General features: G+C 64.8%; 13 protein-coding genes. 8 read left to right on the top strand and 5 right to left on the bottom strand.

Annotation, left to right across the window (positions count from 1 at the left end):
- Window positions 1-10: 10 nt before the first annotated feature.
- On the bottom strand, window positions 11-1159 hold the full coding sequence (locus B3D39_RS14000) for a zinc-ribbon domain-containing protein (RefSeq protein ID WP_274962258.1): 1149 nt from the start codon (window positions 1157-1159) through the stop codon (window positions 11-13).
- Window positions 1160-1297: 138 nt separating this feature from the next.
- On the opposite strand from B3D39_RS14000, the gene B3D39_RS13995 reads away from it, so the two are divergent.
- The 3 genes from B3D39_RS13995 to B3D39_RS13985 are packed head-to-tail and all read left to right on the top strand — an operon-like array spanning window position 1298 to window position 3638.
- Window positions 1298-1969, top strand: coding sequence for a cell division ATP-binding protein FtsE (locus tag B3D39_RS13995; protein WP_078569836.1), 672 nt, complete (start codon window positions 1298-1300; stop codon window positions 1967-1969).
- On the top strand, window positions 1966-2862 hold the full coding sequence (locus B3D39_RS13990) for a cell division protein FtsX (protein WP_274962257.1): 897 nt from the start codon (window positions 1966-1968) through the stop codon (window positions 2860-2862). Before B3D39_RS13995 ends, B3D39_RS13990 begins: the two co-directional genes overlap by 4 nt.
- The gene (locus B3D39_RS13985; protein ID WP_274962256.1) at window positions 2862-3638 is read left to right on the top strand and encodes a lysophospholipid acyltransferase family protein; all 777 of its coding nucleotides are present in this window, start codon (window positions 2862-2864) and stop codon (window positions 3636-3638) included. Before B3D39_RS13990 ends, B3D39_RS13985 begins: the two co-directional genes overlap by 1 nt.
- 99 nt (window positions 3639-3737) lie before the next feature.
- Here the strand turns inward: B3D39_RS13985 and B3D39_RS13980 are convergent, their stop codons facing one another.
- Window positions 3738-4190, bottom strand: coding sequence for an ArsR/SmtB family transcription factor (locus B3D39_RS13980; protein ID WP_286789813.1), 453 nt, complete (start codon window positions 4188-4190; stop codon window positions 3738-3740).
- A gap of 35 nt (window positions 4191-4225) precedes the next feature.
- On the opposite strand from B3D39_RS13980, the gene B3D39_RS13975 reads away from it, so the two are divergent.
- Window positions 4226-5374: an MFS transporter gene (locus tag B3D39_RS13975; protein ID WP_286789812.1), complete on the top strand. Its 1149-nt coding sequence runs from the start codon at window positions 4226-4228 to the stop codon at window positions 5372-5374.
- A gap of 30 nt (window positions 5375-5404) precedes the next feature.
- Here B3D39_RS13975 and B3D39_RS13970 read toward each other — a convergent pair whose 3' ends face one another.
- Window positions 5405-6364 carry an acetyl-CoA carboxylase carboxyltransferase subunit alpha gene (locus B3D39_RS13970; protein WP_078569841.1) on the bottom strand — a complete coding sequence of 320 codons (960 nt, stop codon included), beginning with the start codon at window positions 6362-6364 and terminating at the stop codon, window positions 5405-5407.
- A gap of 183 nt (window positions 6365-6547) precedes the next feature.
- Here B3D39_RS13970 and B3D39_RS13965 point away from each other — a divergent pair, with 183 nt between their 5' ends.
- Window positions 6548-7015 carry an AraC family transcriptional regulator gene (locus B3D39_RS13965; RefSeq protein WP_274962253.1) on the top strand — a complete coding sequence of 156 codons (468 nt, stop codon included), beginning with the start codon at window positions 6548-6550 and terminating at the stop codon, window positions 7013-7015.
- A gap of 198 nt (window positions 7016-7213) precedes the next feature.
- Here B3D39_RS13965 and B3D39_RS13960 read toward each other — a convergent pair whose 3' ends face one another.
- Window positions 7214-8170, bottom strand: a complete 957-nt coding sequence (locus B3D39_RS13960; protein ID WP_274962252.1) for an L-malyl-CoA/beta-methylmalyl-CoA lyase — start codon at window positions 8168-8170, stop codon at window positions 7214-7216.
- 289 nt (window positions 8171-8459) lie between these two features.
- Here B3D39_RS13960 and dgcN point away from each other — a divergent pair, with 289 nt between their 5' ends.
- The 3 genes from dgcN (at window position 8460) to B3D39_RS13945 (ending at window position 11373) form a co-directional block, all read left to right on the top strand.
- On the top strand, window positions 8460-9461 hold the full coding sequence (gene dgcN / locus B3D39_RS13955; RefSeq protein WP_274962268.1) for an N-acetyltransferase DgcN: 1002 nt from the start codon (window positions 8460-8462) through the stop codon (window positions 9459-9461).
- Window positions 9462-9530: 69 nt separating this feature from the next.
- The gene (gene dgcA / locus B3D39_RS13950) at window positions 9531-10493 is read left to right on the top strand and encodes an N-acetyl-D-Glu racemase DgcA (RefSeq protein WP_274962251.1); all 963 of its coding nucleotides are present in this window, start codon (window positions 9531-9533) and stop codon (window positions 10491-10493) included.
- Window positions 10494-10512: 19 nt separating this feature from the next.
- The gene (locus B3D39_RS13945; RefSeq protein WP_078569844.1) at window positions 10513-11373 is read left to right on the top strand and encodes a D-amino-acid transaminase; all 861 of its coding nucleotides are present in this window, start codon (window positions 10513-10515) and stop codon (window positions 11371-11373) included.
- A gap of 91 nt (window positions 11374-11464) precedes the next feature.
- Here the strand turns inward: B3D39_RS13945 and B3D39_RS13940 are convergent, their stop codons facing one another.
- A complete protein-coding gene (locus tag B3D39_RS13940; RefSeq protein WP_274962250.1) occupies window positions 11465-11974 on the bottom strand; it encodes a hypothetical protein in 510 nt (169 codons plus the stop codon).
- Window positions 11975-12170: the final 196 nt, after the last annotated feature.

Below are 12170 nucleotides of genomic sequence, written 5' to 3'. Positions count from 1 at the left end.
TTAGGAAAACTTATTCGGTGAAGCCGTCCGAGGTCGCCTCGGGCGAGAGGCGATGCGTCAGGATTTGCAACTGGTCGTCGAGCCAGATGCGCCCCTCGTCCACCGCCACGACATATTGGGTCAGTGGCGATTTGAGCGCCGGGACTTTCGCGGCGATGTCCGGCGCGAAGGCATAGAGCAGCGCCAGGATCGCGGTGACCGCCATGACGAAGATGAAGCCGCGGCTGAAGCCAGAGCGGCGGCGGCGCGCCATTTCCGGCGAGAATTCGGCCACGCTGTCGCCCTCGCGATCCGAGGTCGCGGTGAGGGTCGAATTGATCTCGTCGATGTCGGGCAGCCGTTCGCGTCCGCGGATCGCGCGCATGTCTTCGTCGTCCTCGCCGAGCAGGTCGGCCACGCGATCCTCTTCGGACTCGTTGAGATCGGAAAAGTCCTGCGCAGTTTTGCGGCGGCGCGCCAGATCGGCGGCGGCGGCCTCGGCGGCGCGTTCCGCGTCTTCGCTGGTCTCGCGCTCTTCGAGGTTCAGTTCGTCTTGCGTCTCCAGCTCGCTCGAGCCTTCGGCGCGGCGCTGCGCGGCTTCGCGCTCGGCTTCTTCGCGCAGGATCGACAGCAGCCCGTCATCGAGCGGTTTGCGCGGGGTGGCGCCGACACGTGGGGCAGGGCCGAGGCCCGGCTCGTCCTCCTCGTCGTCGTCCTGATCCTCGGGCTCCGGCGTCGAGACCATCGCCGCAATGGCGGCATCCGTGTCGTCCGTGCTTTGCGTCGTCACGACTGGCTCAGGCTCGGGCAGGGCCGTTGCGGCCTCGGGCTCTGGTTGTTGCTCGGGTTCGGGAAGCGGCTCGGGCTCGGAAGTTTGCTCGGGTTCGGCGGGTTGCTCGGATTCGGAAACGGGCTCAGATTCGGCGGGCGTCTCCGCCGTCACCTCAGCCTCAGCTTCCTCGGGTGCAGTCTCTGCCTCTGCCTCCGTCTCGGCGTCAAGATCCCAACCTTCGGGCGGGGGCGCAGCGGTGGTGGTGTCAGGTTCGGCAGAGAGCATATCCTTGCTCGGCTGGAACCAGCCGTGCCCGCAATTGGAGCATTGCACATCCCGTCCGCCATCTGGGATGACAGCGTCATCCACTTCGTATTGCGCACCGCAATTGGGGCAAACCAACCGCATATTGTCCCATCCCTGCCCGTGTTGGCGTTTTGCCGTTCTGGCCAACCACTTTCTTATGTTGTAGCAAGCGCGGGCGGAATGTCCAAATGATTTGGGCCACTTAATTCGCGAAACGCGCACCAAATAAAGGGGCTGGCAGTGATCGAGCTGCAAAATGTGGCGATGAGCTATAGCGGGGCGGAGCTGTTAAGCGATATGTCCCTTACGCTTGCCCCGGGGTCATTCCATTTTCTGACCGGGCCGTCGGGGGCCGGGAAGACCACATTTCTCAAATTATGCTACGCGGAATTGCTGCCGACGGCGGGGCATTTGTCCTTGTTCGGCAAGGATGTGCGCGGGATGGACCGGGACGAAATCGCCGGGCTGCGCCAGCGTATCGGCGTCGTGCATCAGGACTGCCAGTTCCTCGACCACCTCTCGGTGGAAGAGAACGTGGCGCTGCCGATGACGGTCAATCGCCGCACGCCCGACATGACCCAGCTGCGCGAATTGCTGGCCTGGGTCGGGCTGAAGCGGCAGGCGAATGCGCTGCCGCCGCAACTGTCGGGCGGGGAGCGGCAACGCGTCGCTCTGGCCCGCGCGGTCATCATGTCGCCCGATGTGATCCTCGCCGACGAGCCGACCGGGAACCTCGATTGGGAGATGTCGCTGCGGCTGCTGTCGCTGCTGGTCGAGCTGAACAAGATGGGCAAGACGGTGGTGATCGCGACCCACGATCTGAACCTGATCCGGCAGGCGAAACCGCAGGTCTCGGCGCGGGTTCTGCGCATCGCGAAGCGCCATCTGCATACGGCGGGGGCCGATCTGTGAAGCTGACCTTGCTGACATTCGCCTCCGAGACGACCGGGCCGGATCGGGTCGTGCCGCCGACCGGGTTCACCGCGCGGCTGACGCTGTTCACCGCCGCCGCAATGGCCTTCCTTGCGGTCTTCGCGCTGGCGCTGTCGCTGGCGACCGGGCGGCTCGCCGATCGCTGGGCGGACAGCCTCGCGCGCTCGGCCACGATCCGCATCTCCGCCCCGCCCGAGCAGATGGATGCGCAGGTCGCCGCCGTGCAGGAAGTGCTGAAGACGACGCCGGGGGTCGCCTCGTCGCGGGTGATGGGCGATGACGAGATGAAGGGGCTGCTGAAGCCGTGGTTCGGTCCCGATCTGCCGGTGGATGCGCTGCCGCTGCCCAAGCTGTTCGCAGTGACCGAGACCGGCGCGGGCGTCGATGCCGAGGGGCTGCGGCTGCGGCTGCAGGCCGAGGCGCCCGGCGCGATCTTCGACGACCATACCCGCTGGCGGCGTCCGCTTGTCGCGGCGGCGGAGCGTATCCGCACGCTGGGCCTGCTGTCGCTTCTGCTGATCTTCGGCGCGATGGCGGGGATGATCACGCTTGCCGCACAGGCCGCGCTGGCCGCCAACGGTCAGGTGATCGCGACGCTGCGGCTGGTGGGCGCGAAAGACGCCTTCATCGCGCGGGCCTTCGTTCGCCGCTTCACGACGCGCGGCCTGATCGGTGCGGTGGTGGGCACGGTGCTTGGGATGCTTGCGGTGGCGCTGCTGCCTTCGACCGAGGCTGCGGGCGGCTTCCTCACCGGTTTGGGCTTTTCCGGGGCCGCATGGCTCTGGCCATTGATCATTCCGCCGATCGCCGCGATCGTGGCCTTTGCCGCCACCCGCTTCGCCGCGCTGCGTATGCTCAGGAGACTTCGCTGATGTCCGACCCTTCGCGCCGCCCCGGAAAGGTCACGCCGCTGACCCATGTGATGACCGGGCTTTACTACGTTCACATCTCGATCGCGACGGTGCTGATCGGGGCCTGGGGCCTTGTGTTTCAGGTGCTGCCCAAGGGGCGGGCCGGTGTGCATCGCACCGCCGGAATCTGGACGCAGCATCTGCTGGATATGGCGCGGGTCTATCTGGGGCTGCGCTATGAGCTGCGCGGCACGCCGCCCGAGGGCGACTGTATCGTCGCGGCCAAGCATCAGAGCTTTTTCGACATCCTGATCCTCGCCAATCATCTGCCGCGCCGGGCCTTCGTGATGAAGAAGGCGTTGCTGAACGTGCCGGTGATGGGCTGGTTCGCGCATAAGGCGGGCTGCATCCCGATCGACCGCTCCAAGGGGTCGGAGGCGATGAAGGTGATGCTGGGCGCGGTCGAAGAGGCGCGCGTGACGCATGGGTTGGGGCAGCTGATCATCTATCCCGAGGGCACGCGCGTGCCGCCGGGCGAGAGGCGCCGTTACAAGCAGGGCGTGGGCGTGGTGGCGGAAGCCACGAAGCTGCCGGTGGTGCCCGCCGCGACCAATGCGGGCCTGTTCTGGAGCAAGCGCGGCTGGCCGATCCGGTCGGGCGTGGCGGTGACCGAGTTCCTGCCGGTGATCGAAGCGGCGGGCTCTGCGCCGCAGACGCTGGCGGCGGTCGAGGCGGTGGTCGAGCCGCGCTCGGATGCGCTGATGCTGGAGGCCGGGTTCGCGCTGCCGAAGCCCTGAGCGGGTGGCGGCGGAGGGAGCCTCCGGCGGGGATATTTCTGTCAAGAGGAAGAGGTGCGGATGCGCTGCGGGTGGCGTGCGCCGAACACGTTGGCGTGATCAGCTCTCGCGCAGATCGGCGTCGAGGATTGGGTCGATCAGGCCGGGGAAGCGCGCCTCAAGGTCATCCCGGCGCAGGGTGAGCAGGCGGCCCCGACCGTTCGGGTTCGGCTCGTTCCGGATCACGCCGGATTCCCGCAATACCTTGAGAATATGGGATTTCGTCGACTTCGGGACCTCCGCGCCTGCCGAGCTGCAGGCCGCCGCTTCGAGTGGTCCCTCGCGCAGATTGCGCGCGATCTCGCGCCGCGCCGGGTCACTGAGCGCGAAGAGCACTTGCGACAGAGACAGCGAGTCAGCGGGGGGATGCGGGAGTTCGGGGGGCGCGCTCATGGTTCGATAATACTTGAACCATGCGTCCTGTCGAGTATGTGGAGGTTCGACAATTTTCGAACCAATCGCATCAGGAGACAGCGATGACCGACGAGACGGATTCTGGCCCGCGCGCCGCATCTCCAAATCCTCCTGCGCGGAGCCCGGCAGGCTTCATGCTGGCAATCACGGGGCTCGTTCTGATGTTGGCGGGTGCGAGCGCACCGTCGCCCTTCTACCCGGTCCTGCAGACGCAGATCGGCTTTTCCTCGGCGATGATGACGGGAATTTTCGCGATCTATGCCGGGGCGCTTCTAGTGACCCTGCTGGTCTTCGGTCGGCTCTCCGACCATCTCGGGCGGCGACCGGTTCTGTCGGTGGGCTTCGTGCTGTTGGCGCTTGGGATGCTCGAATTCCTCTGGGCGGATACGGCGATGGCGCTGCTGCTGGCGCGGGTGCTGCAGGGGCTGGCGAGCGGTCTGCTGATTTCGACGCTGAGTGCGAGTTCGACTGATCATGAGCCATCTGCGCGGCCCGGTCTCGCGGCAGTCTGGAACGCGGTCGCGCCCTTGGCGGGGCTTGCGGTCGGTGCGCTCGCGGGCGGGGCGTTGCTGGCTTACGCGCCTGCGCCGCGTCTGGTGACCTTCCTCGGGCTCGCGCTGATCTATGGCCTGTTGGCGGTGCTGGTATGGCTCCCGCCGGAGACCGCGCCGCGCCATGAGGGGATACTGGCCTCGCTGCGCCCGCAGGTCTCTGTGCCGCCCCATATCCGTACGGCCTTCCGGCGCGGTGCGCCCGCGGTGCTGGCGGGGTGGGGAACCGGCTCGCTATTCCTGTCGCTGGGGGCGCCGATCGTGGCGCAGGTCTTCGAGGTGCACACTGCGCTGGCGCAGGGGGCGATCGTCGCGCTGCTATCGGGGACCGGAGCGGCCTCGTGCTATGCGACGCGCAATCTGGCCCCGCGCCGTATCGCGCTTCTGGGGACGGACGGGCTGGTGCTGGGCACGGTGTTGTCGCTGGCGGCGCTCGCGACGGGGAGTTTCGCGCTCTATCTCGCGAGCGTCTTCATCGCGGGGATCGGCTTCGGCACCTGCTTTGCGGGGGTGTTGCGTTCGCTCGCTCCGCTGGCCGCGCCCGATGAGCGTGGCGGGCTGTTCGCGGCGCTGTTCACGCTGGCTTACTCGGCCTTCGGCGTGCCGGCCGTGCTGGCGGGGCTGGCAGTGCCGGAACTGGGGCTGCGGCTGACGACCGAGATCTACGGCGCGGTCATCATTGCGCTTGCACTTGGGGCGGGGTTGATGCGCAGGCAGGCGGAACCGGCGTGAGGCCGGTTCGCGATGCGCGGGGGCTTCGGTTTAGGCCGAAAGCCCCTTCGTGCCCATGTCGAGGAACTTCTTGCGCCGTGCCTTGATCAGATCGGCGGGCTTCTTGCCCTCCAGTTCTGCCAGCATCAGCGAGATTTCCGAACCGACCGAGGCGATGGTCGCCGTGGCGTCGCGCTGTGCGCCGCCCATCGGTTCGGAGATGATGCGGTCGATCACGCCGAGCTTCTTGAGGTCCTGCGCGGTCAGGCGCAGCGCCTCAGCGGCTTCGCGCATCTTCTCGGAATCCTTCCACAGGATCGAGGCGCAGCCTTCGGGCGAGATCACCGAATAGACGGAATGTTCCAGCATCGCGACGCGGTCGCCAGTGGCGAAGGCCACTGCACCGCCCGAGCCGCCTTCGCCGATGATGACCGAGATTAGCGGCACACCGATCTGCAGGCATTTCTCGGTCGAGCGGGCGATGGCTTCGGACTGGCCGCGCTCTTCCGCGCCCTTGCCGGGATAGGCGCCGGGCGTGTCGATCAGGGCGACGACCGGCAGGCCGAAGCGGGCGGCCATGTCCATCAGGCGGATCGCCTTGCGGTAGCCCTCGGGGCGGGCCATGCCGAAGTTGCGCTCGATGCGGCTTGCGGTGTCGTTGCCCTTCTCGTGCCCGATCACCATCACCGGCTTGTCGCCGAGACGGGCGAGGCCGCCCATCACCGCGTGATCGTCGGCGAAGTTGCGATCGCCTGCGAGCGGCGTGTACTCGGTGAAGAGCTGGTCGATATAGTCCTTGCAGTGCGGACGGTCGGGATGGCGCGCGACCTGACATTTGCGCCAGGGCGACAGGTCTTTGTAGAGGTCGCGCAGCATCGCCTCGGCCTTCTTGTCGAGGGCTGACGCTTCCTTGTCGACATCCATCTCTTCGTTTTGCCGGGCCAGCGCGCGCAGCTCTTCGGCTTTGCCTTCGATCTCTGCCAGCGGCTTTTCGAATTCGAGATAGGTCATGGATCACTCCGCATCCGGAAACTCGCGCCCTTAATGTCTTCAACGCTCGGGAATTGCAACTGGGTGGCGCATGGCGGGCGCGTGCCGATTGCGGGAGTGGCGGCGCCTTGCCTCATAGGCGCGGCGGATGGGAGGTGATAGACTGACTGAGGAAACGCGCGCTTTAACCGGATGAGGGTTAATTTGGCGTATGAAGTCGAGATCAAAGAGATGCCAGCGGTGCGGCTTGCCGGGCTGGCACATAAAGGGCCTTACCCCTCGGTCGGCCCGGTCTTTCAGAAACTTGTTTCGCTGATCCCGGAGCCGTCCTGGGCGGAAGTCGAGCACGCGGCTATGATCGGCCATGACAATCCGCGCAAAGTGCCGGCGGAGGAGCTGCGCTCTCATGCCTGTTTTGCGGTGGGCGAGGGGTTCGTGATCTTCCCGCCGCTTGCGGAGATTCGCTATCCGGCCGGAAAATATGCGGTGGTGACGGTGAAGGGGCCCTATGAGCAACTGCCCGAAGCCTATCGCTGGCTGGACGAGGATTGGTATCCGACGTCGGGCATGGAGCACCGCGATCTGGTGGCCTATGAGGTCTATCTCAACGATCCGATGAACACGAAGCCGGAAGATTTGCTGACGGAGATTCGCTTGCCGCTGCAGGGCTGAGGCGCTGCGATTTGCGGAACTGTCATCGGGCCGTCGCACAGCGCGGCTAGATGGCGTTTGCGTGGGATTCCCCGGGGCTAGAAAAACGGAAACGCCCCGGCCGTAAGCCAGGGCGCTCCTTTTCCCTCATGCGGCCGGGCCTCCCCTCCCAACCGCTCCGGGATTCGATAACTATATCGCGATTCGTTCGCGCGCGGCTTAATCTTTAATCATTTCGGCTTGTCTTACAATCACTTCGGCTTGTTTGATTGACGCAATGTCGACGAGACGGCCTTTGTAGACGGTCGCACCCTCGCCGCGTGCCTTGGCCTCTTCCATCGCCACAAGAATTTCACGGGCCTCGGTCACAGCCTCATCAGACGGCGTAAAGACCTCATTTGCAAGAGAAATTTGCTTGGGGTGAATGGCCCATTTGCCCACCATGCCAAGCGTCGCCGAGCGCAGCGCCTGCGCGCGGAAGCCGTCATCGTCGGAGAAATCGCCGAACGGGCCATCGACCGGCAAAATGCCGTGAGTGCGACAGGCGGCCACGATGGCGGCCTGCGCCCAGTGCCACGGGTCGGACCAATGCTTCTCGCCGTTGCGCAGCATGTAGTAGTTTTCCTGCGTCCCGCCGATGCCGGTGGTCTGCATGCCCATCGAGGCGGCGAAGTCGGCGGCACCGAGGCTCATCGCCTGCAGGCGCGGAGAAGATGCAGCGATTTCCTCGACATGCGCGATACCGGCGGCGCTTTCGATGATGACTTCGAGCGAGATTTTCTTCGTGCGCCCCTTCGCGGTTTCGATCGCCGTGACCAGCGCGTCGACGGCGTAGACATCCGCCGCGCAGCCGACTTTCGGGATCATGATCTGGTCGATGCGCTCGGAGCCTTCTTCGAGCAGTTCGACCACGTCGCGATACCAATAGGGCGTGTCGAGACCGTTGATGCGGACCGAGAGGTATTTATTGCCCCAGTCGATCTCGTGGCTGGCCTGAATGATGTTGCGCCGCGCCTGCGCCTTATCGTTGGGCGCGACCGAATCCTCGAGGTCGAGATTGATCACATCGGCGGCGGAGGCGGCCATTTTCGGGAAGAGCTTGGTGTTCGAGCCGGGGCCGAAAAGCTGGCAGCGGTTCGGGCGGGCAGGGGGCGTGGGTTGAACGCGGAAGCTCATGAAGCGGCCTTTCGCAAGGAAGTTACGTTTTGGGTTGCTGATTGGGTATATTGTTGCGCGACCTCATGCAAGGCGATTTTGCAAGCGCAGAATCAGGGCCGCGCTGCAGCATTGCTGGGATCCGAAAATCCGAGTGATGCACGAAATTGCGGCGAATTGGCGCTTTTGCCGAAGGATCTTCCGTTTTGCTGGAAATGTTGCACGGAAATCCCCAAGAAATTTTTGCGCCGCGCCCTAATATCATCAACAAACAAGACAAAACACAGACCACAGGGAGACACGCATGTCGCTGATCGACACCCCTTACCTACTGTTTCTGGGCGATGCCCCCGATCCCTTGTCCGCAAAGGTCGCGCAGGGGATCAAGGACTGGCGGCCCGAATATGCGGTCGGCCAGTACCGGATGGAGGGATGCCAAGCCGACATGGGCATCCAAGATCTCGATATCAAAGAGGCCGTTGCGAAGGGCTGCAAGACGCTGGTGATCGGCGTCGCGAACCGCGGCGGCGTGATCTCGCAGAGCTGGAAGAAGGTGCTGGTGGAAGCGCTGGAAGAGGGGCTCGATCTGGCCTCGGGGCTGCACAACCTGCTGCGCGACGAGCCCGATCTGGTGGCGGTGGCCGAAGCCTGCGGCCGTCAGCTGCATGACGTGCGCATCCCGGCGGTGAAATATCCGATCGCCAATGGCGAGAAGCGCACCGGCAAGCGCTGCCTTGCCGTGGGTACCGATTGCTCGGCGGGCAAGATGTATACCGCGCTTTGCATGGAGCGCGAAATGCGCGAGCGCGGCATGAAGGCCAGCTTCCGCGCGACCGGCCAGACCGGCATCCTGATCACCGGCGACGGCGTGCCGCTCGATGCGGTGATCGCGGATTTCATGGCCGGCTCGATCGAATACCTAACGCCCGATAACGATCCCGACCATTGGGACCTGATCGAAGGGCAGGGCAGCCTGTTCCACGTTTCCTATTCGGGCGTGACGATGGCGCTGATCCATGGCGGTCAGCCCGATGCGCTGATCCTCGCGCATGAGCCGACGCGCACCCATATGCGCGGGCTGCCGGGCTACAAGCTGCCCTCGCTGCAGGAGCTGAGCGATATGGCGCTGGCGCTCGCGAAAGTCGCCAATCCCGCCTGTCAGGTGGTCGGCATCTCGGTCAACACTCAGAAGATGGGTGAGGACGAGGCGAAGGCCTATCTCGCGAAGGTCGAGGAAGAAATGGGCCTGCCCACGACCGATCCGTTCCGCTTCGGTGCTGGCAAGCTGGTGGACGCGCTCGCCGCGATCTGATTGTCTCGCTTGTGACCCCTGCCGGATGCCTCCGGCGGGGATATTTGCACCAAGTCGAAGGGGGCGCGGATGATCCGGGTGAGTCATGATACGTTCAAGCTGGCGCAGGTCTTTACCATCGCGCGCGGCTCGCGCACCGAGGCGCATGTGCTGAGCGTGACGCTGGAGCGCGAGGGCGTGACGGGGCGGGGCGAATGCGTGCCCTATGCGCGGTACGGCGAAAGCCTCGACAGCGTTACCGCGCAGATCGAAAGCCTGCCGCAAGGGATTTCCCGTGCGGAGCTGCAAGAGGCGCTGCCCGCCGGGGCTGCGCGCAACGCGGTCGATTGCGCTTTGTGGGATTGGGAAGCCAAGAAGAAGGGCGTTCCGGTCTGGGAGCTTGCCGGGTTGGACAAGCCCGTGAGCCAGACCACGGCCTATACGCTGTCGCTGGACGAACCCGAGAAGATGCGCGCGGCGGCCGCCGAGCATGCGCATCGCCCGTTGCTGAAGATCAAGCTCGGCACGCCCGAAGACATGCCGCGTCTGCGCGCGGTACGCGAAGGGGCGCCGGAGGCGAAGATCATCGTCGATGCGAATGAAGGCTGGGAGATCGAGACTTTCCTCGACATTCAGGCCGAGCTGAAGAAGCTGGGCGTGGCGCTGGTCGAGCAACCCTTGCCTGCGGCGGGGGACGAGGCGCTGTCGGATATCCAGCGGCTGGTGCCGATCTGCGCCGATGAGAGCTGCCATACGCGCGACGGGCTTACCGATCTGCGTGGCAAATACGACGTCATCAACATCAAGCTGGACAAGACCGGCGGGCTGACCGAGGCCTTGCGGCTGCGCGATCTCGCGCGCGCCGAGGGGTTCGGCGTGATGGTCGGCTGCATGGTGGGCTCGTCGCTCGCGATGGCGCCGGCGATGCTGGTCGCGCAGGGGGCCGATTACGTCGATCTTGACGGCCCGCTGCTTCTGGCCGAAGACCGCGATGTGCCGCTGCGTTACAAGGGCAGCGTGGTGGAGCCGCCGGAGCCGGAGCTCTGGGGCTGAGTTTTCAAGGAGCAAGAATATGAGCCGGATCGTCTATCTCAACGGAGAGTATATTCCCGAGGAAGAGGCCAAGGTCTCCATCTTCGACCGTGGTTTCGTGATGGGCGATGCGGTCTATGAGGTGACTTCCGTTCTGGGCGGCAAGATCCTCGAATTCGAAGGTCACATGAACCGGCTCGGTCGCTCGCTGGCGGAGCTGGAGATGACCTGCGATCTGACCCGAGACGAATGGATCGAGATTCACCGCGAGCTGGTCAAGCGTAACGATCTCGACGAAGGGATGATCTACCTTCAGGTGTCGCGCGGGAATGCGGGCGATCGCGATTTCCACTACCCGCCGGAGGGCACGCCCCCGACCGTGGTGCTGTATACCCAGGCGAAGCCGAACCTCGCCGACGATCCGAAGGCGAAACAGGGCATCAAGGTGATCTCGCTGCCCGACCTGCGCTGGCATCGCCGCGACATCAAGACGGTGCAGCTGCTCTATCCGTCGATGGCGAAGATGGCGGCCGAGAAGGCGGGCAAGAACGATGCGTGGTTCGTGGAAGATGGCTTCGTGACCGAAGGCTCGTCGAACAACGTCTATATCGTGAAGGGCAACAAGATCATCACGCGGCATCTGAGCCACGACATTCTGCACGGGATCACCCGCGCCTCGCTGCTGAAATATGCCGCCGAGAGCCAGATGGAGATCGAGGAGCGTCCCTTCACCATCGAAGAGGCTCAGGGTGCGGATGAAGCTTTCTTCACGTCGGCCTCGGCTTTCGTGATGCCGGTGGTGGAGATCGACGGCGAGGCGGTGGGCGAGGGCGCGGTTGGCCCGGTGGCTATGCGTCTGCGCGAGATCTATCTCGACGAGAGCCGCAAGGCCGCGATCTGATCCGCGCCGAGGCGCAACATCCAGAATTTAAAAAAGAAAAGACCCCGGCCAGCCCAACCGGGGTCTTTTCCTGTCATGCGGGCGGTGTCTCTCAGGCCGCCGCATGAGCGCGGAATTGGAAGGCATCTGGCGCGATTTGCTCGGGCGCGATGCCGGTGATGACCAGTTCGGCCTGACCTTCGATCACGACGAGCGTGCCTTCGGCGCAGGTGCGGAAGGTGATGTCGTCGCGCCGCGGCGCAGAGCCGGTGAAATCGAGGGCGATGGCGTCGCCCGGTTCGAACCCGTTTATGCGGGGCAGCGGCTCGGGGCCTGCGGCGGGCGCAGGTGCCGGAGCGTGTGCGCGGGTCTCGGCCGGTTGGTTCGGATGCGCCAGCAGCGCTTCGATGCGCATCATCACGGCGGCATCGAGGTCGTTCGCGTCCTCCGCCGAAGCGCCGAGCGCCTCTTTCGGCGAAGGAACCTGCGCGGGCGCAGCGGTCATCGTGGCGGCCTCCGCTCCGATGTCGGCGGCGGCGCGAACCTGGCGCTGGCGCGGCAAGCCCTCGGCCCAGCCGAGAAGGCATAACGCGATGGTGGTGGCGATGAACAAGGCGAGCATGTTTTCTCCTGATCTTGCCTTGATCGTCGCGACATTTGTCGGCTTGCGCAAAAGCTTTGTGAGGCCGAAACTGCCCCATTGTTCAGGGGTCGTTAACCATCAGAGAGAATGACGAGGATTAGTATCGCTATCGGATATGGTCGCGTTTTTGGGGCTTTACCGAAACGGAAGGAGGCCGCGCGATCGGCGGCCTCCC

This window comes from Thioclava sp. UBA3469 (assembly GCF_002378135.1).
Taxonomy (GTDB): domain Bacteria; phylum Pseudomonadota; class Alphaproteobacteria; order Rhodobacterales; family Rhodobacteraceae; genus Thioclava; species Thioclava sediminum.
This window is presented reverse-complemented; position numbering and strand designations above follow the sequence as displayed.